The organism is Paenibacillus sp. AGC31 (assembly GCF_057334655.1).
Genome location: NZ_JBHFJH010000027.1, coordinates 34,077 through 58,595 on the forward strand (window position 1 = coordinate 34,077; position 24,519 = coordinate 58,595).

A 24,519-nucleotide genomic window follows, 5' to 3' on the forward strand; every position below is an offset into this window, starting at 1 on the left:
AAAGTTCCCATTTTCATACATTGGGTGAATGAAAGCCCTCTGGCATATATGATGTCCGGCCGAGAGCTTTCCCATGTAAGCAGGACTTTTAAAGTGTTGCAATGATTTCGCCAAAGACTGTGGAATGTTCAGAATGGAGGTTGCAAGCATGGGCTTGGACCATTTACAAGAGGAACAGCAGGCAACCGTGCTGAAGATTCGTAAACGCGTCATTGAAGCTATTGGACGTAATATGGATCTTTACGGCGTTACGCTGTCAACGGGACACTTATATGGATTGCTATTTTTTGCAGACAAACCAATGACCCTTGACGATATGGGACGGGAAATGGAAATGAGCAAAACGAGTATGAGTACAGGTGTACGAACACTGCTGGATTTGAAAATGGTAAATAAAGTGTGGAGCAAGGGCTCCAGAAAAGACCTATATGAAGTCGAATATGACTGGCATCAGACGTTTACGGATTATTTTGCAATTAAGTGGAGAAAAGCCGTGGAGAGTAACCTTCAGGTTCTACGCAAATCAATTGATGAACTGAATCGATTAGTCGAAGATCTGGATGAAGAGGCGGATGCTGAACTTATCCACATCCTGATGGAAGACAAACACAAAGTTTTGCAAGCGGAAGCATATTACAAATGGTTGGATCGGTTAATTGATACCATGGAAGATGAAGAGATATACAAGTTGGTTCCGAAGGAAGAGATTAAGGAACATTCATAATTACATGCAAAGGGCCCTTTCCGTTATAGGAGAGGGCCCTTTGGTCTGTGCAATATCTTACTGATTTATAATGAAGGAACACGATGTAAAAGATAATCTTGCCCATCGTATCAACCTATGTTCACATCTAATGTCCGATCAGACCTGCCTGAGGAAAGACTACAGATTGCTGAGCAATCTGTTTCAGTTCGTTCAGAATCTGCAACCGGCCAGCCGGGGTCCAGCATAACCGTTGCCAGTTCGAAATATCGTGAACGTTACCATACAATACAGCAGGGGATCGATTCCATGAAGCCGTTTGTTTCATGCGTCGGAACAGCTTTTCATTGGCAGGCTGAAGCGAAGCACGATGGATCAACAGGTAATCTGTGTCCAGCACCGGGATACTATCCGCAACATACTCATTTCTGGAGCTTTCGGGAGATACAAGCTCAGCGGGCTGAAGTCCCAATTCAGCATACAACAAGTGATTTAATGGATGCTCGCCAGTCCCTTGTAAGCGAATGAACTGATTCGTAACCTCCATCAGAGCCAACCTGTTTTGTCCGAAATAGGGTTGCAGGTTCAGGCTTGCTTCAAGCTTGCGAAACGCAAGTTCTTTGAAATTCAGTAACGCTTGTTTCTCACGTCCGACCAGTTCGGCGATGCGAATATGGTTCTCTTTCCAGTCATCAGTGGACTCCAAGATGATTGTAGGTGCAATACTTTTCAGGCGATCGTAATAAGGCTTGTGGTAAAAGTCACCGATGATCAAGTCTGGCTTCGCCTGCCGAAGTTGGTCTAATTGTCTGGTTAATCGGCGTTCTTGTTCATATTCATCCGATTCTCGGTCAAACACACTTTGATCTTCCAGCACAGCTACCGGGCGCAGTCCAAGCGAGGCCAAGTTCTCATGGAATCCCATAATGGATGCCGTAGCTACGCGAAGTTGATCTCTTTTCATATATACGCTGGGAGCAATCCCCAAGGTTTGTTTGAATTTGCGGCTAAAATAATATTCATTGCCATACCCGACAGATACCGCGACGTCTTTGAGGACACAGGATTCCTCTGTCAGCTGTTTTTTTGCTTCGTTTATACGTAAACGATTCAGGTAATCGGTCGGTGACATGCCTTTGGCCTTCTTGAAACTGCGTGAATAAGAGCTGGGGGCGAGTCCAGCAATCTTGGCAAGCTGATCCATGCTGATTCCTTCACTCATGTAACGTCGCATATACATAATACTGCGTTCCAAGGCAGGGTCCACTTTCTCATGATTGGCTTCCAGCCGGTTCTCTGAGAGAAATTGCAACAGTTCATGCAGCTGGCTATGTATGCTGATAAAGTGATCCGGTTGCAGACCGCGATAGGTTTCATACAGTTGTTCCAAACGTAATACAGCCTGCTGCTCATGACGAACCAGCAACCTGCCTGTCTGCCAATCCAGCGGGAAGGCGGGTGAAGAGGTCATTTTCCATTCACCGCGCACTTGCTGCAAACAAACCGTATCCATGCTTAGTAATATACATTCGGTCATATTCGAGCGTGCAGCGGCCTCAATGGCTGTTCCTGGCTTCAGTACGAATAAGCTACCGGCTTGCGCCGTATAGACTGTATCATTCAGGACCAGAACACCGTCTCCTTGCAAAATAAGACAGAGCATGGGCCGTGACACCGTCTTGCCTTGCACACGGAAATTCTCCCCACGACGCACACGGCACATGGAGGAGAGGAGCGGTAGAGATGAGGTTTCAGCAATGAAGGGAAACTGTTCAGTCATACGGACCATCCTTTTGTCTTATTTTCTTAATGATAACAATTATCATTCTCATATGGAAGATGTTTTTGAAAAATAGTTTTCGACAACCAAAAAAGGACTACCAGGAGCCATGATGGCTGCAAGGTAATCCTTTTTGTTACGGACATGTCCGTTGTATGGGCTATACGCCTGAATCAACATATATGTTAGTACGGTGTCACCAATAGAATATTGTCGAGGAAAACGTCACTCATTACTTTTTTCCCTGTTCCACCCGTTTGCACGTGATACAAGCGATATTGATCTTTGGCATTGATGTAGAAGAGGCCCGCAACATCATCTCTGATATGGAATGCATCCCATTCGTCCCCGGTAAGTTTCGTTACCTTGAGAGCTGTATTAACCGAATAGAGTCCGTTGTTGCCAGAGATGTATGCAGCCGTAGATGTACCATTGGTCAACTGATTCGCCACATAAGTTACATTTGTCAGGTTCAGGTTGGCAGACTTGGTCACTTTGTTGCCCGAGACCGTTTTGGCATAAGCCTTTTTGTCTGCATCGATAAGGACAACTTTGTCTGTACCTAAGGCACTTACTTCACGAACGCTTTTGTTATGAAGCTGAAGTGTTTTGGCTGAAGTTGTTAACGCAAACGCTTTGCCTTTGGCATAATTGTAATCCTTATTGCTGTCGAGAACGATTCCTTTGTTATACACGTAAAGATTGTTTCCCCAACCACCGGAATATACAGCATTCACATCCAGTTTGGCTTTGGGATTAACCGAAGTTGCTTTGCCAGTGTTGTAGTTCACCTTATACATGACAACAGCATTGGTAGAATAGAAATCCTCGTAGGGGTCTGTATTTACCATCAGTTGCAGTTCGTTTTTGGATTGATTTGTAAAATAACGTCCTTCTACTGCACCTGCGGCAATCCGCTGCACAGCGCCAGAACCGTTGGACGTTTTGGACACAATCCACGTATTTCCATTAACCAACGCATTATAGTAGGCACGCCCTTTGGTTACCAGGAGGAATGGGAAGTCGGTATCAGCCTTGTCAGCAATCTTGGTGACAGCTGAAGCGTCACTATTGCCATTCGCGCGATAAATGGTACCTGTAGCATCCAGATAATAGATGAATCCGTTATCCGTATAATAGCTGAGTACATCCGTAGCAAATGTCTCTGCCGCATCGCTGGACCCGTCATTCGGAACCCGAAGCAGTGTTGTGGAAGAAGCAGTCTGCGTGTAGTAGAGATAAGAGCCTGCCGCGTGCAAGTCCACACCTTGAAAATCAATTAATACTTCTGTTGTATTGCTGCCATCCGCGGATACTTTGTACAAAACGCCGTCGGATTCATAATACACTGTGGATTGGCTAAGTGAAGCTGCCTGGGCTGAGGTTCCACCTCCCAATGTCACTGCTGCAATGAGTGTAAATAACAGCAATGTACAGATGGTGCGTTGTAAGTATGTATGCCTTGTTTTCATTCGTTCATCGTCCCCTTCGTTCTTCTATATGTATGTCGTTAATTCCTTATGTTATATCGGTAAACTATGGAAGATATGTTAGATCTCAAACATGAAAAAAAGAAGAGGATGAAATTGAATTTCACACCTGTCCAAACCTGAAATCGAATTGCGCATGATGCTGCCATTCCCCTCCCAAAGCGTTCTCCGCCTGACATGATCGTGATAACATTACACTCAACCAGAGCAGAGGCCAACTGACAATCCAACGACAGGAGCGAAAAGATATGATGAATATAGCAACGATTGGTACAGGGTCCATTGTGGATGCCATTTTATCTGCGATTAATGAACTGGATGATGTTACGTGTACAGCGATGTACTCCCGGAAGAGAGAGACAGCACAGGAGCTTGCGGGTAAGTATGGGGTCAGTACCATCTATACGGACCTGGAATCCCTATTTTCAGATACAAATGTAGATCTCGTATATATTGCTTCACCAAACAGCATGCATTACGAACAGGCCTATCAGGCACTTCAACATGGCAAACATGTTGTCTGCGAAAAACCGTTCACGTCCACGCTTCAGGAAGCAGAAACGCTGATTGCACTTGCAAAAGAAAAGAATCTGTTGCTGTTTGAAGCCATCTCCAACATTCATCTGCCCAATATTAAAGTCATACAGGGGCAACTACCAAAGCTTGGTCCGATCAGACTCATCCAGTGTAACTACAGTCAATACTCGCGCAAATACAATGATCTGCTTGCAGGGGAGACGCCGAACGTATTCAATCCACAATTCTCTGGTGGAGCGCTGATGGATATCAATATTTATAATCTGCATCTGGTCATGAATCTGTTTGGCAGTCCGAATGCCGTATCGTATACCGCGAACCAGCATGCAAACGGCATTGATACGTCAGGTGTTGTGGTTCTCCAATATGCGGAGTTTATTGCGGAATGTGTAGGTGCCAAAGACACAAACAGTATGAACTTTGTGCTCATTCAGGGTGAGAAAGGTTATCTTCAGGTTGTGGGAGGAGCAAACGGTTGCCGGGAGATCAAGCTTCAGATCGGGAACGAGCCTGCTGCGGCGTATAATGCCCAGAGCCAATCCAATTGGCTGTACTATGAGTGGGAAGCGTTCAGGGACATCCATGCAAATGGGGATTACAAAAGGTGTTACGAATTGCTCGAACACAGCCAGTCTGTGATGAGTGTACTTATGAGTGCGCGTAAGGATGCCGGGATCGTATTTGCAGCGGACCAACGTTAATCGTTAATACGTATCGCTAATGCTGCCCATGTATAACATGTCGAAAAGATAGAGTACCGAGACCATCGAAGACATTTTGGATAGCCTTAATTGTTCATTGTATCCGTAAGCCAGTAACGTTTCATCACAATGTCTGGACAGGGTTGAATGGTTGTTGCCCGTGACTGCGATGACTTTCATCTGTTTGTTGCTCAGCACTTTGGCAGCTTCAATCATGGATTGGTTCTCACCTGTGTGTGATATAACAAAAGACAGCGTCAGGTTATTGGGGTTCATCGTGTTCAAATAATGCATGTTGGGACTATTGTGAGCAATCGCAGATATGCCGAGTTCATTCCATTTGGCACAAGCCTGTTGAGCCAGATAATAATTCATATCACTGCCATAGACATCAATGCGTACGGATTCTTTGACCCAGTTCGCGATTCGTAACAAAACAGGAGCGTTTAACATCCGGCGTGTATCTTCCAGCGCCTGCTGGTACAGGTAAGGAACCGAGTCGATGGCAGCCAGCACGTTCCCTTGTTCTGCAATTGCATGATCCTGCGTCTGCAACCGGGAAGGTATCTGTTGATATTCAAGAGCAAGCTTGAGCTGAAAGTCTGGGTACCCCTTGGTACCCAGCTTTTTGCATAAGCGAACAATGGTGGATGAGCTTGTATAGGTCTGCTGAGCCAGTTCATGGGCTGTAGAATCAAATACAACTTCGGGATTGTTCAGGATATGGTTCACAATATGTTTCTCCTGTGCCGTCAATTGTGAAGCATATTTTAATTTTTGAAGTAGTTTGGATTCCATACAGTTGTTCCATTCCTCTCTAGAATCATCCCATAACATATATCTCCACATCATAACCCGCGTATATTTATTTCTCAATCTGTATAGCGGAGCGACAGTGTAAATCTGTTGAATTTCCTCGCTACACTCCACATCATTTAGATCTGACTTTCCGCCAGTTGTTGACGACTATTCCATAGCGTGACGAAACGAAGGAGAACCACACTAATCAGCATAAGCACTGCTCCAATCATGAGTAACATCCAAGGACCAATCAGCAGCATGCCACTGGCTTGACCAGCGACTAAGGCAATGAGGGGAAGGACAATTAATCCGCCGAGTTGATACGCTTCCTGGAACCCACGGACCTTGGCCGAGATCAAGACGTTCAATAAAATGACCATAAGACTACAAGCGGGAACAACCCACACCACAAGTATGATCCAGTTCAGATTGGGAAACATCAACGTTCCAAACATGGGGTACATCAGAATATTGGCAATGATTCCGTAGATCAGGAAAGTAACCCAGGATAATAGAATGGAAGGGATCAGGGTAGCTAGCACTTTGCCTTTAAAAAGAGTGCTCATACTGATCGGTGTGAATAACAACCCTTCCAGCGTCTTGCGTTCCTTCTCACCAGCGAAACTATTGGCCGTCAGAATGCTGGAGGCCATCACCGGAATGATGAGAAACAAGGGAGCGAACATATACATGGCCAAGTAATAGACAATACGATGATTATCTGTAGGCATGGAAGCAAGCTGAGGAATCTGTCCACTTTGGGTTAACGCATCCAATGATTCAAGCAGAAAGCTGATGTTGCCCAGTGAACGAAGTTCCATTCTGGAGGCCGCCCACAGGAGGGCAGAGGGCATAATGATTCCGATAATCAGTGGGACAATCAACATGGGCAACCAGAGCTGAACACTGGCGGTGACGGACCGGATATCTTTACGTACCAGTGCACGTATGGCTTGGCGGTTATTCATGGTGGTGTGCCTCCCTTATGGCAAAATAGATACTTTCCAGATCACTGCCCGTGATGCGGGCCTGATAGACTTGACCATGCTCCGTTAATTGCTTTAACAACAGTGGAATGTCCTCACGGGATCGAAGCTGAAACGTCGCTTTATGTGCGGAGATTATCTCAGGCGTAAAGTCGGTTGTCGTGTGCCATCCATCGGGCATGTCGGCTTCTACTTCGAGCTTCGGAGTGGACAGGTACCGGCTAACAATCTCCTGTTCCGTGCCTTCCTCAACGATACGCCCCTTTTCCATGAAAATATAATGATCACAGACGGCTGACAGCTGGGACAGCACATGGGATGAGACCAGAATAGTCATCTTTTCTTCCTTATTTAACTGACGGATAATGCGCAGCACCATCTGAATTCCATCCGGATCAAGGCCATTGGTGGGCTCATCCAGAAACAGGATGGAAGGACGGTGCAAGAGTACTCGTGCAAGGCCCAAGCGTTTCTTCATGCCTGTGCTATAGGTGCCGACTTTTCGATGCTGATAATCCTGCAACTCAAACAGAGTTACAAGCTCGTCGATTCGTTTCTTGGCATGCTTCAGGCCAAAAACATCTGCGAAGAAAGTCAGATTGTCACGCCCGCTCATATTTTCATATAATCCACTTTGTTCGGTAAGAGTGCCACACATGGCCAGTACTTTCTCCGCCTCACAAGCGGCGTCCAATCCGTTAATGGTTACCTGTCCACCGGAAGCGCCTAAGACCCCATTCATGATACGGATCAGTGTGGTTTTGCCCGAACCGTTGGGTCCAATCAACCCGGTGACACTGCCTTGTTTAACTGTGAAACTGACATCATGCAGTGCTTGATGCACCTTGAATTGCTTGGATATGTTACGTACTTCGATCATGCATATTCACCGTCCGATCTGAGTTTGGAGATTATACGTGCGGTAGGCTGATATCGTTCAAATGGACGACAAAAAAGATATTTTCCTCCTTCAATAGTCCCGAATGTAGGATGCACATTTACCCTGAAGTCTGCCTGAAATCGGGTCTCAGGTTTGTTTTCACTCTGCCTTGTAACATGTATCCTTATTTTAGGGTAGAACATCCGTTTCATTGCTATTCATAACGTGGTAATGAAAGATGAGGCCATACGTCTCATGAATGCCTGAAATATGCCTATAACGCCGGTCTTGGTTATCCAGGGCCGGCTTGACGTGATGTTTTGGCGTGCCTGTCACGGGGAACGTCTGTTTCTAACGATTACATAATGAATTCGTCTAACACATCCATATGAATACATCGTATGGGTACATATTGTGTTTGGACGTAGAGGAAGGTGAGTGAGTCATGACAGCATCCAATGAATATCGTTTTCAAGTGAATCTGAGTGGGATGATCCAGATTTTATCCAACCATCTATATAGCAGTCCTAAAGTGTTCTTGCGAGAACTGATGCAGAATGCGACGGATGCGATTACCGCACGAACGGAGGCGGAGTCAGGGTATCAGGGTGAAGTGCGTGTTGAACTGACGGGAACAGGTGAGCAATTGACCATGATGGTGGAGGACAACGGCATCGGCTTGACTGAAGCTGACATCCATGAATTCCTGGCCATGATTGGACAATCCTCGAAGAGGGGGCAGCAAGCTCTGCTGGATGGAGAGACGTCCTTTATCGGACGTTTTGGGATCGGGTTGTTATCCTGTTTCATGGTGAGTCATGAAATCGTCATGCTGACGCAATCCGCGAAGGGCGGCCCTTCGATGGAGTGGCGGGGCAAGCCGGATGGCACCTATACGATTCGACAGTTGGATACACAGCTGTCCCCGGGCACGAAAGTATATCTGCGCTGCACACCAGACGCGGCTCACTACTTTGAAGCAGATTATGTGAAAGAGGCCCTGTTCTATTATGGAGCGTTATTACCGTATCCGGTCACGCTGTATCATGACGGCGCGCAACATGTGGTGAATAGCGAGACACCGATCTGGCTGATGGACCCTGCACTCGCACGTTCACGCAGATCAGAGGTATTGGCATTTGGTGAACGTCTGCTTGGTGAGCAGTTCCAAGACTTCATTCCGTTGACGACAGCTTCAGGCCGTACCGGAGGTATTGCTTTTGTACTGCCACACGCGGTTAATCTGAATGCCAAGCGTTCTCACCGGGTTTACCTGAAGCGAATGCTGATTTCGGAGAAGGCTGAGAACATTTTGCCAGAGTGGGCTTTCTTCGTGAAATGTCTGATCTGGACAGATGAGCTTCAACCGACGGCATCACGGGAACATTTTTATGAAAATGAGAAGTTGGAGGAAGTTCGCTCCGAACTCGGAGACGCACTTCGCAAGGGACTGGCCGATATGGCTGAGAGCCAGACGGAACGGCTGCAGAAGCTGATTCGCCTGCATGCTCTGTCCATGAAGGCACTGGCTGTACAGGATCAAGCATTCTACGCGATGATTCATCGCTGGCTGCCTTTTGAGAGTACGAGGGGGCACCGTGAACTTGGTGAGCTGATCGATGAAGGAGAGACATTGTATTTCACGTCCTCTGTTGATGAGTACCGTCAGATTCATCATGTAGCTTCCGCACAATCGATGCTGGTAATTAACGGTGGTTATATCTATGACAGCGATTTGATGGCGACACTGCCGATGACCGTGCAAAACGTGCACACGGAGCGGTTACAGTCGGATCAGGTTTCGATGAGTTTCACCGATGTGCCACCCGCTGAGCGTAATCAGTATTATGATGCGTTGCGACTGGCCGATTCTGCCTTACAGCGCTTCCGTTGTCGAGCTGAGGTGAAAGGGTTTAAGCCATCGGATCTGCCGGTGTTGTTCACGTTGTCTCAGGAATCCTCAACACTTCGTGCGCTTGAAAAAGCAAGCGAGGAGAGCACGGAATTGTTCTCGTCTGTTCTGGGTTCATTGTCTTCTGGCATGAGTTCAGCAGGGTACTCAACCTTGTATTTGAACGTGAGTAATCCAATCATTCAGCGGGTACTGACATCACCGGATGATCAGATGACACCGATTGCCATCGAAATGTTATACGTCAATGCGCTGATGATGGGGCATTATGCCATGAGCAAGCAGGAGCTTGAAGTGTTAAATCAGGGCATTGTTCGTTTTATTGATTGGGGTTTGCGTGCAAATACGGACCGTAAGGGGGATGCTTGATGAAGACAGAGATGGATTTTGAAGAACTGATGGACGAGGCCTATGGCTTGCCCAATGGTCCGGCGAAGCTCGGTATGCTGGAGGAAGCAGCAAGAGTTGCTGATGTGAACGGCATGGAGGAAGAGGCATACGAAGCAAGATCGGAGATTGTGGAGACAGCAACATTTTGCGGTTATCCGATGAAAGCACTGATCGCTTTTTCCTGGCAGCTGGGCAAGTTCGACCAACAGCCCGAAGAATATGATGAAGAAACGTTAATGTGGTCGTACAAATGGATATTGGGCAAGATGCCCGACTTCCCGGAAATATCACGCGAGAAGATCCTGGAGCTGTTGGAGGATTTCGGACGGCGTTTCAAGTCCTACGGTTACAGCGAACGCTCTTACTGGTATTATCGGTTCCGGATCTTTATGGATTTTGGGGAGCTGGAGGAAGCGGGACGCAGTTATGATCGATTCAGAACGATGGATCGTGACTTCATGAGTGACTGCGAAGCCTGTGAGCAGGATGAGATTATGCGTTATTTCTTGTTAAAAGGAGACGATGAGAAGGTGTTGGAGGTGGCACAGCCTATCCTGAAAGGGCGTATGAGCTGTGCAGAGATTCCGCATCTGACTTTGTCTGAAATTTTGATGCCGTTATATCGGTTGGGACGGACTGCGGAAGCAGATAAACATCAGACCAAGGGATATCGCATGATTAAAGGCCAGAACGATTTTGTGCAGAGTTTTGCGGAGCAGATGGATTATCTCACACGTATGAATCCGGAAAAAGGCATTGATGTGCTGGAGGAAACACTGGTGTTCGCTGCCGATCATGAAGATCCTTACGCCAAAATGTTTTTCTATGCCAGAGCAGCATCGTTGCTTCGCCGCTGGGTGGAAGAATCTCCAGAATACCGATTGCGTCTGCCAGCGTCCTTCCCGTATGAAGGTGACCCAGGCGACCTGCTCAAGCTGGCCGATTACTTTGCGGAGTATGCTCAGACCGCTGCAGCCAAGTTTGATCAGCGCAACGGGAACCACCATGTATCTTCGTTGATCGAATAGAGACGGATATAACTGAGTAACAGATCGCTATAATAAGTTATGAAAAGTAACGAAACAGGCTTGTTCGAGAAGGATCGTACCCTTCTGAACAAGCCTGTTTTTTCTTGCATCATAAGCATAATCAATCTAATCGGTATGAAGATGTTTTATTTTTATTGTGCTGAAGTCGCAGAAGGGACCGGCGCTGGTACTGGAACCGGTGCAGTTTCAGATGTCTCCTCTGCAGCTTCGGCTTCTTCAGCAGGTTCCGCTTGCGGCTGCTGAGCAGCCATCAGTTCAGCGACGATTTGATCTGTTGGTTGGGTAAGCAGCGCATACATGATCGCAGCCTCTTCCTGACGAATCAGAGGTTTGCGGGAAAGGAAATCAACGGATCCATCTTCCAGCACTTTTACCTCAGGTCCATGGATACCAAGCTTCGCCATCATCTGAACGGCTGGTACAGCCCATGGGTCCGTGTGTCCCGCAAGTTTGACATCCGTGAACAGTTCACTAGGATATTGCAGTTGCAGAATTCTCCACATCATGACCATGGCTTCCTGTCGGATAATCACTTGATCCGGCTTAAACTGCTGTTCGTCCTTGCCAGTAATCATACCCATTTCATATCCAAGTTGAATATATCCGGCTGCTGCATGGTCGGCCCAATCAGTGCCTGCAGGAGGTGTTGTTTTGCTGGGCTTCAATCCACTCAGTTTAAGCGTGTTCTCAATAAATTCAGCTCGTGTCACAGCTGATTTCGGTTGGAAAGACTTGTTAGCATCATTCTCATAATATCCAAGAGATTGTATGGCATAGATTGCTTCAGCATAAGGACTGTTCTCACGAACATCCCGGAAGCCCATAGGCTTTTGTCCTTTTTTCTCATAACCCATTGGGTTGAGGTAAGGTTCTTTCATATAGATGGTTCCATCAGCATTTTTCTTGAATGCTGTGAATTGACCGGTCAATTCATCTTTGAAGAGATTATCTTCCACTTGAATCAGGTTGCGTTGACCCAGAAAAACGTCCGAAATGCTCAATTGTCCTGGCTCTGTGCCAGCATTTTTCAGGGAACTGACGATCGTGCTAATTCGCAGATCCGCATACAATCCGGTGAAGCGTTGCAGCTCAGCTGCGGATTGCGGCGTGTATTCCGTGAACTGTACAGGCTCTGCATATTGCGGGAAGAAATTCTGAATGAATGCCGGGTAGAACAGATTACGAAGTGCTCCATTTTGATTATACGTCAGGAAAACGCCTGTATTTTGCTCGGGAATAAGGAAGAGATAAGAGCTGAATCCATTCAGGTCGCCTCCTTTTGTAATAACTTTTGGACTACTCCCTGCACCGGGAAGCTGAAATGCAGCTTCGAATCCATAGGTGGTGTTTGGTAACAGTGGGTGAATGGAAGAACGGTACTGTTCCATGCTTTTCACCGTGGATTCCTTGAGAATCCGCTCGTTGTCCTTCACGCCATCATTCAGGAAAGCGATCATGAACTTCCCAATGTCTTCTGCGGTAGACAACATGCCGCCTTGAGGCATAGGTGTTGGAGCGATGGTGTACAGATCAAGCGGGTTGTGTGCCGCATCATAGCCAGTAGCCAGCTGCTTTTGGAACTTTTTGTCCAGCATGAAACTGCTGTTATCCATTCCCAACGGTTTGAAGATATGTTGTTGCATGTAGGATTCAAAGGGCTCGCCACTTACATTCTCGACAATCATGCCGAGCAGCAAAAACGAGAAGTTATCGTACATATAGGCGCTACCAGGCTCTCGAACGACAGGAGGCATATGTTGCTTTGCGTAATCCTCCATCGCTATGTACTTGTCGAAATCAGTATGGATGTCTTCCTGCTGCGGATCACGAATCTCGAATCCGGTCGTGTGGGTGAGCAGGTTCTCCACAGTTACAGGTTTGTCAAAAGGATTATCGAATTCGAGCCCTTTCACATAGGTCTGAAAATCAGCTTGCAGATCAACCTTGCCTTGCTCCACCAGCTGCATTACAGCTGCTGATGTAAACGTTTTGGAGACAGAGGCTACACGGAAAGCAGTTTTTTTCGGATCGATCGCTGTTTTGCTCTCCACATCAGAGAAGCCATATCCCTTTTCTGCCAGAACTTTGCCATCCTTCACAACAACAACGGAGGCTCCAACATAATGGGGCTTTGCCTCAGGTGAATCGAAGAATGAATCCAGAAATGCTGTAGCCGATTCGGTTGTCAGCGCTTTCGTCTTTCCTTGTTCAGCAGCTACTGGAGTCGCGGTCTCCGCCTGTACTGCGGGTACCGACAGACTGAGAGACAGGACCACAGCCATAAAAGCTCCTGTTAGGGAGGTGAACCTGAAACGGGTCTTTCGTTTGGATAAATGCATGCAAACACTCCTTTATGAAAATATTTACAAAATAGTTACCTACCCATGTATTACTGATTACTCGCCCGATAGGTTTCACGATAATAGATTCCAATGTTGGCAATCCAGATCACAGAGATCACTACAATCGGGAATGGAGCAAAGGTAAAGAGCATCGAATATAGAACCATAGAGACCATTCCAACACCAAGAAGTACATTCATCATCTGAAAAGAACGATAGGCTGCGCGATAGACAATCCATTTCTCGCCTTCATCCAGCTTCTCAAAATGATCCTTCTTCATGTTGCGCGAGTTCAGATCCAGAGTACGCTCAGGATAATAATGGTTGTATCGCTTCACAGTCAGAGTTTGCACGACCACGACGATGATAATAGAGATACATGAAGCAACGAGATTCAAGAGGTTGAACAGTTCTGGAGAATTCGGCATGGTTCGGTTGGATGCATACAAGGATAAGGCAAGTGCTGCCCAGGTAAACGTAAGAATAACGCTGAATCCGCTGAGAATCATCGCTTTTCCGAGGGAACGTTCTGCTGGAGAGATGAGTGAATCGGAATCTCCATAAGCATCATCTTCCATGGGAGGGACAGATGGCGTGCGGGAGAGACTGAAAATGTTCCACACCGTCATAACTACTACAAGAGCCGCCAGTATTGCGAATAAAAGATCATAGTCATAGTACACGGACAGCGTCCAGTTCAAGTCAGAAGGGAGTTTACTGACTCCGCTAGCTCCAAGAAAACCAACTACAGCGCCACCTGCTGCATACAAGGGAAGACGCAACCGCTTTTTGATGGACGAGGATGATGAATTTTTCATTTTAATCTCCACCTTTCAGTTCAAAGATTTTTTCGACAGGTTCACGAAATACATGTGCTATTTTTAGCGCCAGAACGACCGACGGAGAGTAATCTCCACGCTCTATCAGGGCAATGGTTTGACGGGATGCACCAATGAGTTTGGCCAGTTCTGCTTGGGATAGCCGGTCTCTGGCTCGTAACTCCCGAACGTGATTGTATAATCCTTCCACTTGCTCACCTCCATGAACCTAATGTACATGATACTTGACTAAATGTAAACTATAATATACAAAATGTTAAAGATCATTTACTTATAAACGTTGATAATGGACATGAAAAAGAGAGCCTTCTGGGCTCCCTTGGATGATTATTTTGTTGTCGGAAAAGTTGCCAGAAAAGTGAAATCAAGATGCATCTGCACACGGCAGAGGTTGATTCTGTTTCTCAGCCTTCCGAAGTATCATTCGGAAAAAGACGAGCGCTCCAAGCCCCATCAGGATATACAGACCAGCCATCGCATAGGAGGGCAGAAAGGCTCCAATGGTTAACCCGAGACTGCCGAGGAGGGCAGCGGCGTTGTAACTCATCCCGTCAGCAGCCATATAGGCAGCACGGTCCGAATCTGGAATCATACCCGCGAGCATGACCTGACGAACAGGGGCGTACATCAACTCTCCAATGGTTAGCAATATAGCGGATGAGATGAGTAACCAGGCCCAGTTGCTGAAAGCCAGTACGGTGAAACCTGCGGTATAGAGGAGCATACCGACAGTCATAATAGATCGGGACTGGAAGCGACCTATCCATCTGGAGAATGGAATGGCAACCAAGGCGACCAGTACGGTGTTAATGACCATGATCAGGCTGAACATATGCAGACCTGAGATATCTGAGCCGAACAGTTGGGCGGTGAATTCATTTTTTAGACGAACAGCAATGTATTTATCCAACTGAAATTCCAGGGAGACTGCAAGTACAGTAGCCGTGAAAAATATCATGAAACGTTTGTCCTGAAAGACCGCCCAATACGTTTTCAGTATGTTCCTCTGGATGGGAGCATCGCCATAACCAAGTACACGTTTATCCATTGTTTCACGAATCATAAAGATCAAAATAAACAGGGTAACCAGGCTTTCAAGGCATACCAGACTGAACAATAGGAAACGAAATGATTCGAAAAATAGCCCGCCCATCAGTGCACCAAAAGTTACAGCAACGTTTGTTGTCCAATATTGCAATCCATATACATAGTGGCGTTCATGTTCACTGCTTACATCAACAATCATGGCATTAGCAATCGGCACGGTGATCCCTGAACTGAGACTGCTGAGCAGAAACATGAGACAAGTGACAATGATTGAATCCATCCACGGCGAATTGGCGATGGCCAAGCCGAGTAGAGCCATGACCTGGAGACTTTGTGCGATCACCATTAACTTCTTCCGTCCAATCCGGTCAGACCAATATCCTGCCCACAATCCCACAATCATGGAAGCTACAATATTGACCGTCAGCAATAACCCCGCCAAACCTGCGCCAATCTGAATACTCAGATAGATCGCCATGAATGGAATGATGGACTTCTGGGTCAGATCGGTGAAAAAATCAGTAATGATACGTATCCTGATGTTAGGGTGCAGATCGGCGTATTTCATAAGTCGTTTTTCTTCCTTCCCACTGGTCATGTTGATGTTACTGAGTATAATGGAGGAAAACCTGAAGAAAAACTGTAGAAGCATCCGGATGGATTTCGTATTTTAGCAGAAGGTAGGGCATATATGGACATATCAGAACATTACATTCAACTGCGATTAAACTTTCCACATGTGCATGATGAACAAGAAGAACATACAACAGTAGGTGAACTGGCCGATCTATTATGTTGTACCATGCGCAATATGAACCTCATTATGAACAAATTCAAGGAGAATGGATGGGTCAGGTGGAACCCGCAGCGCGGAAGAGGCAAAAAATCGATGCTGGTATTTTGTGTCCCGTTGCTTGAAGTGGCGCGTGAACGATTTGACCATCTTCTGGATGGGAACAGGATGGAGGACGCCTATGAACTGGCTGCCGCCTTGCCAATTACGATGAGAGAACATCTGATGCAGCAAATGGAGCATCAATTCGGTCTGCGTTCGAATAAATTGGACAGAGGACGAGTGGATACATTGCGGATTCCGCAGAATACACCTTTTAAGACTCTCGATCCAACGCAGACAGGGATGTGGGGAGAAGTTTTCATCATTGCAGAAGTCTTTGATCGTTTGGTCTGTTATCATGCTGAACGCCAAGTATGCGAGCCAAGTCTGGCTATAGCATGGGAGAGTCAGGTAGATGGAAGGGAATGGACCTTTTATCTGCACAAAGGCATACCTTTTCATCATGGAAGGATACTGGATGCAGAGGACGTCAAGTTTACCTTTGATCGCATCATCTCTGACAAGAGTAACCCATGCAGGCCTCTGTTTGGTTCCATTGAGAGCATAGAAGTGTATGACCAGTTGACTGTACGTTTTGTGTTGAATAAGCCCAACTTCATGTTCCCGGATCTAATGAGCAGTATGGCTGCATCTATCCTGCCTAGAGATGTGGAGATGAACCCGCTTCATCCAATTGGAACAGGACCTTATCGATTGACTCGTCATGATTCGAAGCTGCTCGTGCTAGAGGTTTTTCTTGCCTATTTCAGAGGACGGGCTTATGTGGATCGCGTTGAAGTGTGGCAGCTCCCCCACTCGGGACGAGCGGAGTCCATCATCAAACATGATTTATTTCCGGATGTACAACCTCGTGCTGTACAGCATGAGATACAGGGCGGTGTATATATGACGTTTAATATGCAAAAGGAAGGGCCCCAGCATGATGTGAATTTTCGCCGGGCTGTTCAACAGCTATTGAATGCGTATGAGCTGTCGCAAGCGCTCGGAAGCACGAATACGCAGCCTGCTTATAGTCTGATTCGAGGACGAGTACAGCCACCTTTAAAGGTGGCTCCAGATCAAGGGGAGCCATGGAAACAGCAATCGGAACAACCGGATGGTTCTTTCATATCTGTACCAGTCCTTTCCGTGGAGACCTCACTGGGGCGGGCCTCAGCATTATTGCGTTGCAGCTCTTACCAAGGGGAGAGTTTAAGCCTGTGGGTGGAAGAAGGAGAGAAGATGGAGGCGGATATGGTCTGGTTTGCAGAGAGAAGTAAACAGATTGGCCTACATATCAACATTATGCCGGGAGATCCGGTCCATGCAGTCTATCAAGATGGGTTCGGGGATTGTGATCTGATCTATACAGGAGAAGTCTTCAATGATCATGTCGTGCTGAGTCTCGTGACGATGTACACCTTCCAGAATACGTTATTCCTGATTGCGATGAATGATCACTGGAGACATGAACTGGAACAGGAATGTGGACGAGTGGTCATGATCCAGGAACCTGCGGAGCGGTTGAGTAGATTGATTGGGCTAGAAGATCGACTGATTCAGGAGGCGTTGCTTCTGCCCACATACAGCTTCAAGGAAGAACACGCCCATCATGATTCGCTGCGAGATTACCGTCTTGCGGGGTATGGTCTGCCTGATCTGCGCAGATTGTGGGTGAAGAGAAGCCCTGGTGCTGAGGAAGAGGACACGAGTTATCCGGTGTATATTCCGTTGTGGTAGGACTATGCGAGCGTAGCAATGCCGTATTAACGGACTTCACCGATTGCTTGTCAAACTAGTCCGCATATATCGAACAAGTCCCTCATAACATGTACTAATCAAGTAGGGGTTCTGCTGCAAGCACAATCCTGAAGTGAAAACATGTGCTAAAGGGGATGATGTCATGCGCCGAATATCATGGATGCTTGCCATGGTATTGGTCTTATCGGTCTTGCTTGCCGCCTGCGGGAAGAAGGATGCGGCAGCTGTGGTCAAAGATCTGAACGAAGTCGTAGGAGAGATGGAAAGTTACCAGGGGGCAGGCGTGATGACGCTGCATACCGGAGATACGCCGCAGCAGTACAAGGTCGAGGTATGGCATCAGAAGCCTTCCTATTATCGTATTGCGTTAACGAATGCCAAAAAGGATGTAACACAGATTGTACTGCGTAACGATGAAGGTGTGTTTGTTCTGACGCCGAGCCAGAACAAAAGCTTCCGTTTTCAGAGCAATTGGCCAGATAATCAGGGACAGGTATATCTCTATGAAACATTGATTCGGAGCATTACGGGAGATACAACCCGTCAGTTTGCCGACGAGAAGGAGAGCTATGTTTTTGATGTAGCTGCCAATTATAATACACACGCACTTGTCAGACAGAAAATCTGGCTGAACAAAAGTGATTATGCACCTAAACAGGTGGAGGTATCCGACTCTAATGCCAATGTTGTGGTTGATGTGAAATTCGACTCCTTCAAATTCGGGACTGAATTTGAAAAAGATGCCTTTGATATGCAGCGTAACATGACTGCTGCTACAGAAAAAGGCGGCCAAACAGGAACGGATTCTGGTGTGGCTCCTGCGGAGCAAACAGGTGAGGACGGCAGTAAAGAACCTGCCAATCCTCAGACTGCGCCCGAACCTGACGGAACTGTCAGTGATGGACAGACAGGTGTGAGTGGTGACACAGAGCAGCAAGGTACAGAAGGTGCTGCAACAGGTCAGGAAGGCGAAGAGCCGACACTTGCAGAACCGGAAGGGGCAGACAGCTTCGGCGTGATTCAGCCGACCTATGCGCCGGAAGGCGTGCAGCTCAAGGACGATCAGATTCTGGAAGAAGCGGGAGACTATTCGGTTATGCTTCGTTATGAAGGAACATATAATTACACGATATTCGAAGCCAGACCACAGGATCGAGCTGTATCACTTGCTCCATCCAGTGTAGTAGATCTTGGATTCACACTGGGGATGATCAGCGGAGATGCATTGAAGACTCTGACATGGATGACAGATGGCATAGAATATCGGATCACCAGTGCCGACCTGCCTCAGAACGAAATGGCACGCATTGCAACATCGATGCAGGAAGAGTCAGGCAAATGATTTTTGAACAAATGAACGAATAGTAGCATAAACATAAGGAATGCTAAGAAGCATCGGAGACCTGTTCTCCGGTGCTTTGTTTTGATGTAAGACAGGTATTCATCTGGCGCCGTTTTTCTTACTCGATACACCCAATAATGCAAAACGCGCTTCTACGCAGAGGGAACCGGGTAAATAATCGATATAAGCAGATTTTGCGGGTGGAAAATGGAATTTTGCCCTGCTAATCTCGCTTATCGGTCTTCTTCTGTGTTCGCATTTGTTCTTCAAAAGGCGCACCTTACATCTGTTTTTGAATGCGAAACTTCGGTTCATTTGACAGTCACATGCTGGAGCATTACGATGGAGTCTGACGTGAGCCGGATTAAGATGATTAGAGAAGGTGACTTAACGTGCAAGGACAATATCGGCCGACCCAAGCGGAGATCAATTTGGATCATTTGTGTACTAACGTAGAAGCTTTCCGCGAGGCATTGCCTCAGGGCATGAAATTCCTCGCCTGTGTGAAGGCCAATGCCTATGGACATGGAGCGGTGGAGACGGCTAGGGAACTGGAACGAGTGGGTGTGGATTACTTAAGTGTGGCTTTTCTTGACGAAGCTCTGGAACTGCGACAACATGGGATTACGATTCCAATCCTGGTACTGGGATATACGCCGCCTGAAGGGATCGCTGTTGCATGGCAACATGATGTGACCGTCACACTGTTCAGCAGGGAAGTGCTTGACGCCATTCGACATCTGGATGCGAGCACATTCGCTAACCAACTGAAGGTTCATATAAAAATCGACAGCGGCATGGGCCGATTAGGTCTGTTGCCTGGCGATGAGGCATTGGCTTTCATTCAGGAAGTAGCTTCGCTCAATCAGGTGATGCTGGAAGGTATGTTTACCCATTTTGCCAGAGCAGATGAAGAAGACAAAACCTATACACTGGAGCAGTATAGACGGTTCCAAAGCGTAGTTCATGCGCTCAGGGATCAGGGATGTTCCATCCCGATTATACATACGGCGAACAGCGCCGCTGCCATTGATACACCGGAATTGTCCTATGACATGGTACGTGTGGGAATAAGCCTGTACGGACTGTATCCTTCGGCTGAGGTGAATCATCAGGTGGTGAAGCTGTCCCCGGTATTGACGCTGAAGACAAAAGCGGTTCTGGTCAAAACACTGCCACCCCATTGGGGGATCAGTTACGGAACCCGTTATTTTACGCAAGGGTATGAACGAATAGCGACCCTGCCGATCGGATATGCAGACGGATTCTCCAGAATGCTGACAGGTAAAGCACAAGTGCTTGTACGCGGCCGCCGCGTCCCTGTCGTCGGTACGATCTGCATGGATCAGTGTATGGTGTCGTTACAATCTTTCGCGGAAGAGGCGGAAGAAATTCAAGTCGGCGAAGAGGTTGTCCTTATCGGTCATCAGTCTGGTGGCGTAATAACCGCAGACGAGGTGGCATCCCAGCTCGGTACGATTGCTTATGAAGTGATCTGCATGATGGCGCACCGCATTCCACGGGTATATACCCGCGGGGATGCAGTAGTCGCCAGAATCAATCCACTTTTGACATCCTGATAGGTAAACTGGACGTCATTACCAATAAACTTTTTTTCAGAACAGAAGGAAAACTGTCGGAGCATCTCGAATTATGTATGACAGTAAGGATTTAATTCCTGAATTGAGATGTTTGGTCTGTACGAATATTGTTCCCCGTGTTTATAATGGAGTACAGCATACTTGATATACTCGGGGCATATATATTCCTTTGTATAAAAGTTCTGGAAAAACGTAATACTGGTTCACAATGGCGAAAGGTTTGTGGGGGTGGAAGAAAGGTGGCCAACTTGCAGAACACGAAGCGGATCATGATCAGTTTACCTGATTATCTTTTGCAGGAAGTGGATGGCATCGTAGCGCTGGAGAATTCCAACCGCAGCGAATTGATTAGGCAGGCTATGAAGCTGTATTTAACGGAGCGTAAGAAACGTTACATCCGTGAAACGATGCAGCGAGGGTACATGGAGATGGCAAAAATTAATCTGACCATGGCATCCGAAGCCTTTCATGCGGAGGAAGATGCGGACAGCACTCTGGACCGCTTAGTTAGCGGGGTGTAGACATTGATCGTAAAACGTGGTGACGTTTTTTTTGCGGATCTTTCTCCCGTTGTCGGTTCCGAGCAAGGTGGAGTCAGGCCGGTTCTGGTGATCCAGAATGATATCGGCAACCGGTTCAGTCCAACTTGTATTGTGGCGGCTATCACCGCCCAAATCCAGAAGGCAAAGCTGCCAACGCATGTTGAAATTGATGCGGCGGCACACGGCTTTGACCGGGACTCGGTTATTTTGCTCGAACAAATACGGACGATTGATAAACAGAGGCTGACTGACAAGATTACCCATCTGGACGAGGAGACCATGAAACTGGTCAACGAAGCCTTACAGATCAGCCTTGGTTTAATCGATTTTTAAGGCAGCAACCAGCGTCTTGTACGCTGCCCTGCCGTCCGTTGGCAATGGATGTTCCTGTAAGGGAACACACTGAATTCAGACTGTAACCAAAAGAGCGTATGACATCCTTCGGGCTGTTATGCGCTCTTTTGATTAAAGCTTGATGAAAGCGTAGAACATTGGCGATCTTTTCGCTATAATGAAACCTGAGAAACCGTTTACCCGAAAGACCTATATATAGAAGTGGAGGAGACATATGAGCATTTACATCAATCAAGAGAAACTTCAGTTTCATTTACAGACCCGCGAGGCCAGTTACGTATTCCAGGTACTGCCCTCAGGATATTTGGTGCATTTGTATTATGGCAAAAAATTACGCGACACCGATCTGAGCTGGTTGCATGTGCGGACAGAACGAGCGTCCTTTAGCCCCAACCCGGTGCCAGAGGATCGTACGATCTCATTCGATACGTTGCCAGTGGAATTGCCAGTGTATGGCACGAGTGATTTCCGTAATCCGGCTATCCAACTGGAACTTGAGAATGGCTCGACGGTTTCGGAGTTTACGTATACAGGCCATCGATTGGTCAAAGGAAAGACAGCGCTTACTGGTTTGCCAGCAACGTATGTTGAATCCGATGAAGAAGCAGAGACGCTGGTTATTGAGTTGGAAGACCGCGTTGCGGGTATCAAAATCGAGCTTTCCTATACAGCCTTTACGGCATTTAATGCGATTACACGCTCCATGCGTATCGTTAATGAGAGCGCTACCTCAGTGAATGTGGCGCGTGCGCTCAGTTCATCTGTTGATTTTCCGCATGCAGATTATGAATTGTTGCAGTTGTCAGGTGCATGGACACGGGAACGTGATATTGTTCGCAGACCGCTTGCGTCAGGCCTGCAAGGGATTGAGAGCCGTCGCGGTTCAAGCAGTCACCAACAGAATCCTTTTATTGCACTGATGACACCAGGCACGGATGAAGACCAAGGTGAAGTTTATGGATTCAGTCTCGTCTATAGTGGTAGCTTCACTGCACAGGCTGAAGTGGATCAGTTCCACACCACCCGTGTGTCACTCGGAATCAATCCGTTCGAGTTCAGCTGGAAGCTGGAGCCGCAAGAAACGTTCCAGACACCTGAGACGGTTATGGTGTACTCGGCTGCAGGTTTGGACGGCATGTCACAGTCCTACCACGAATTGTATCGGGAGCGTCTTGCGCGTGGTAAGTTCCGCAATGCGGAACGTCCGGTTCTGGTCAATAACTGGGAAGCAACCTACTTTGGATTCAATGCAGACAAGATTGAGCAGATCGCTCGCGCCGGACAGAAGCTGGGTATTGAGCTGTTTGTCTTGGATGATGGCTGGTTTGGACATCGGGACAGTGACAACTCCTCGCTGGGCGACTGGATTGTAGATAAAAACAAATTGCCACAGGGACTGGATGATCTGGCTAACCGCGTAACAGGTCTGGATATGCAGTTTGGATTGTGGTTTGAGCCTGAGATGATCTCACCAGACAGTGAGCTGTATCGTGCGCACCCGGACTGGTGTCTGCATGTGCCTGATCGTCGCCGGACAGAAGGGCGTCAACAATTGGTACTCGACTTCTCTCGTCAGGATGTACGTGATGAGATTGTGCGCATGTTAACAGACGTACTTGGTTCTGCACCAATCACTTATGTGAAATGGGACATGAACCGGAATATGACGGAAGTGGGTTCCGCATTGCTTCCGGCAGACAGACAGCGTGAGACCGCGCATCGTTACATGCTCGGGTTGTATGACGTCATGGAACGAATCACTTCAGCGTTCCCGAACATTCTGTTCGAGAGTTGTTCAGGTGGGGGTGGCCGCTTCGATCCAGGTATGCTGTATTACATGCCACAGACGTGGACAAGTGATAACACCGATGCTATATCCCGCCTGCGGATTCAATACGGTACGAGTCTTGTATACCCGGTAAGTTCGATGGGATCGCATATCTCAGCGGTACCGAATCATCAGGTCAACCGGATCACTTCGCTTGAGATTCGGGGACATGTTGCGATGTCGGGCAACTTCGGGTACGAGCTGGACCTGACAAAATTCACGGAGGAAGAGAACGACATCGTGAAAGCCCAGGTTGAGCTGTACAAAGAGATTCGTGGAACGGTGCAATATGGAACATTCCGTCGTTTGCTCAGTCCGTTTGAAGGCAATGAGACAGCGTGGATGTTTATTGCACCGGATGGAAGCGAAGCTGTGGTATTCTACTTCCGCGTGCTCTCTGAGCCTAATGCGCCACTTCAGCGCTTGAAGCTGAAGGGATTAGATCCTAATGCGGATTACCGTCTGAAAGGCGGATCGGAGACCTTTACCGGCGATGCCCTCATGTATGGCGGTATTTCGGTAGGCAGCACATCAGGAGACTATCTGAGCGAACTGTTCCGGTTCGAGCGCGTCTAGATAAGTGAACTACATTTTATTTACACGGATACTACGATGACAGAACAACCTTCCAATCGCTGTTATCCCCAGATTTTTCGGTTCTCTTTTCTCAAAGGGGAAATCCGGGGATAAAGGCGAACGCTTCGCTTTTTCAGGTTTTTTCTGTCCTCTCCGTTATCGTGTAAATGAGCAGTTTCACTTATTAGATTGCTATTGTATTTAAAGTTTTAAACAAAGGAGG

19 protein-coding genes are annotated in these 24,519 nt (G+C 47.2%); 10 read left to right on the plus strand and 9 right to left on the minus strand.

The window, feature by feature from the left end; genetic code table 11:
- Window positions 1-148: 148 nt before the first annotated feature.
- Window positions 149-724, plus strand: coding sequence for a GbsR/MarR family transcriptional regulator (locus tag ACE04G_RS11950; protein ID WP_221819156.1), 576 nt, complete (start codon window positions 149-151; stop codon window positions 722-724).
- A 127-nt stretch (window positions 725-851) separates the two neighbouring features.
- On the opposite strand, the gene ACE04G_RS11955 is transcribed toward ACE04G_RS11950, so the two are convergent.
- Both ACE04G_RS11955 and ACE04G_RS11960 read right to left on the minus strand, forming a co-directional pair.
- Window positions 852-2,483 carry an AraC family transcriptional regulator gene (locus ACE04G_RS11955; RefSeq protein WP_449004265.1) on the minus strand — a complete coding sequence of 544 codons (1,632 nt, stop codon included), beginning with the start codon at window positions 2,481-2,483 and terminating at the stop codon, window positions 852-854.
- Between the two features lie 185 nt (window positions 2,484-2,668).
- Complete coding sequence (locus ACE04G_RS11960; protein WP_221819158.1) at window positions 2,669-3,955, minus strand: DUF5050 domain-containing protein; 1,287 nt, start codon at window positions 3,953-3,955, stop codon at window positions 2,669-2,671.
- A gap of 269 nt (window positions 3,956-4,224) precedes the next feature.
- Between ACE04G_RS11960 and ACE04G_RS11965 the strand changes: the two genes are divergently transcribed.
- Window positions 4,225-5,211, plus strand: a complete 987-nt coding sequence (locus ACE04G_RS11965) for a Gfo/Idh/MocA family protein (RefSeq protein WP_221819337.1) — start codon at window positions 4,225-4,227, stop codon at window positions 5,209-5,211.
- A 3-nt stretch (window positions 5,212-5,214) separates the two neighbouring features.
- On the opposite strand, the gene ACE04G_RS11970 is transcribed toward ACE04G_RS11965, so the two are convergent.
- From ACE04G_RS11970 to ACE04G_RS11980, 3 genes are all read right to left on the minus strand, one after another.
- Entirely contained in the window at window positions 5,215-6,009 is a 795-nt protein-coding gene (locus ACE04G_RS11970) for a MurR/RpiR family transcriptional regulator (RefSeq protein WP_260632583.1), read from the minus strand.
- Between the two features lie 137 nt (window positions 6,010-6,146).
- Window positions 6,147-6,980: an ABC transporter permease subunit gene (locus ACE04G_RS11975; protein ID WP_339307285.1), complete on the minus strand. Its 834-nt coding sequence runs from the start codon at window positions 6,978-6,980 to the stop codon at window positions 6,147-6,149.
- Window positions 6,973-7,878, minus strand: coding sequence for an ABC transporter ATP-binding protein (locus ACE04G_RS11980; RefSeq protein ID WP_339307287.1), 906 nt, complete (start codon window positions 7,876-7,878; stop codon window positions 6,973-6,975). The genes ACE04G_RS11975 and ACE04G_RS11980 overlap by 8 nt, the downstream gene beginning before the upstream one ends.
- 445 nt (window positions 7,879-8,323) lie before the next feature.
- On the opposite strand from ACE04G_RS11980, the gene ACE04G_RS11985 reads away from it, so the two are divergent.
- Both ACE04G_RS11985 and ACE04G_RS11990 read left to right on the plus strand, forming a co-directional pair.
- The gene (locus tag ACE04G_RS11985) at window positions 8,324-10,159 is read left to right on the plus strand and encodes an HSP90 family protein (protein ID WP_339307289.1); all 1,836 of its coding nucleotides are present in this window, start codon (window positions 8,324-8,326) and stop codon (window positions 10,157-10,159) included.
- Window positions 10,159-11,208, plus strand: a complete 1,050-nt coding sequence (locus ACE04G_RS11990; RefSeq protein ID WP_339182761.1) for a hypothetical protein — start codon at window positions 10,159-10,161, stop codon at window positions 11,206-11,208. Before ACE04G_RS11985 ends, ACE04G_RS11990 begins: the two co-directional genes overlap by 1 nt.
- A 152-nt stretch (window positions 11,209-11,360) precedes the next feature.
- On the opposite strand, the gene ACE04G_RS11995 is transcribed toward ACE04G_RS11990, so the two are convergent.
- From ACE04G_RS11995 to ACE04G_RS12010, 4 genes are all read right to left on the minus strand, one after another.
- On the minus strand, window positions 11,361-13,568 hold the full coding sequence (locus ACE04G_RS11995) for a serine hydrolase domain-containing protein (RefSeq protein ID WP_449004264.1): 2,208 nt from the start codon (window positions 13,566-13,568) through the stop codon (window positions 11,361-11,363).
- A gap of 50 nt (window positions 13,569-13,618) precedes the next feature.
- Entirely contained in the window at window positions 13,619-14,389 is a 771-nt protein-coding gene (locus ACE04G_RS12000; RefSeq protein WP_221819165.1) for a DUF3169 family protein, read from the minus strand.
- Between the two features lies 1 nt (window position 14,390).
- Entirely contained in the window at window positions 14,391-14,600 is a 210-nt protein-coding gene (locus ACE04G_RS12005; protein WP_449004263.1) for a helix-turn-helix transcriptional regulator, read from the minus strand.
- A gap of 174 nt (window positions 14,601-14,774) precedes the next feature.
- Window positions 14,775-16,025: an MFS transporter gene (locus ACE04G_RS12010; protein WP_449004262.1), complete on the minus strand. Its 1,251-nt coding sequence runs from the start codon at window positions 16,023-16,025 to the stop codon at window positions 14,775-14,777.
- Between the two features lie 123 nt (window positions 16,026-16,148).
- On the opposite strand from ACE04G_RS12010, the gene ACE04G_RS12015 reads away from it, so the two are divergent.
- The 6 genes from ACE04G_RS12015 (at window position 16,149) to ACE04G_RS12040 (ending at window position 24,296) form a co-directional block, all read left to right on the plus strand.
- A complete protein-coding gene (locus tag ACE04G_RS12015; protein ID WP_449004261.1) occupies window positions 16,149-18,032 on the plus strand; it encodes an ABC transporter substrate-binding protein in 1,884 nt (627 codons plus the stop codon).
- Window positions 18,033-18,195: 163 nt separating this feature from the next.
- The gene (locus tag ACE04G_RS12020; RefSeq protein WP_449004260.1) at window positions 18,196-19,395 is read left to right on the plus strand and encodes an outer membrane lipoprotein-sorting protein; all 1,200 of its coding nucleotides are present in this window, start codon (window positions 18,196-18,198) and stop codon (window positions 19,393-19,395) included.
- 392 nt (window positions 19,396-19,787) lie between these two features.
- Window positions 19,788-20,975, plus strand: coding sequence for an alanine racemase (gene alr, locus ACE04G_RS12025; protein WP_449004259.1), 1,188 nt, complete (start codon window positions 19,788-19,790; stop codon window positions 20,973-20,975).
- A 260-nt stretch (window positions 20,976-21,235) separates the two neighbouring features.
- Window positions 21,236-21,517, plus strand: coding sequence for a CopG family ribbon-helix-helix protein (locus ACE04G_RS12030; RefSeq protein ID WP_017690037.1), 282 nt, complete (start codon window positions 21,236-21,238; stop codon window positions 21,515-21,517).
- 3 nt (window positions 21,518-21,520) lie between these two features.
- Window positions 21,521-21,871 carry a type II toxin-antitoxin system PemK/MazF family toxin gene (locus ACE04G_RS12035; RefSeq protein WP_024630714.1) on the plus strand — a complete coding sequence of 117 codons (351 nt, stop codon included), beginning with the start codon at window positions 21,521-21,523 and terminating at the stop codon, window positions 21,869-21,871.
- 235 nt (window positions 21,872-22,106) lie between these two features.
- Window positions 22,107-24,296: an alpha-galactosidase gene (locus ACE04G_RS12040; RefSeq protein ID WP_339182779.1), complete on the plus strand. Its 2,190-nt coding sequence runs from the start codon at window positions 22,107-22,109 to the stop codon at window positions 24,294-24,296.
- The last annotated feature ends 223 nt before the right edge of the window (window positions 24,297-24,519 follow it).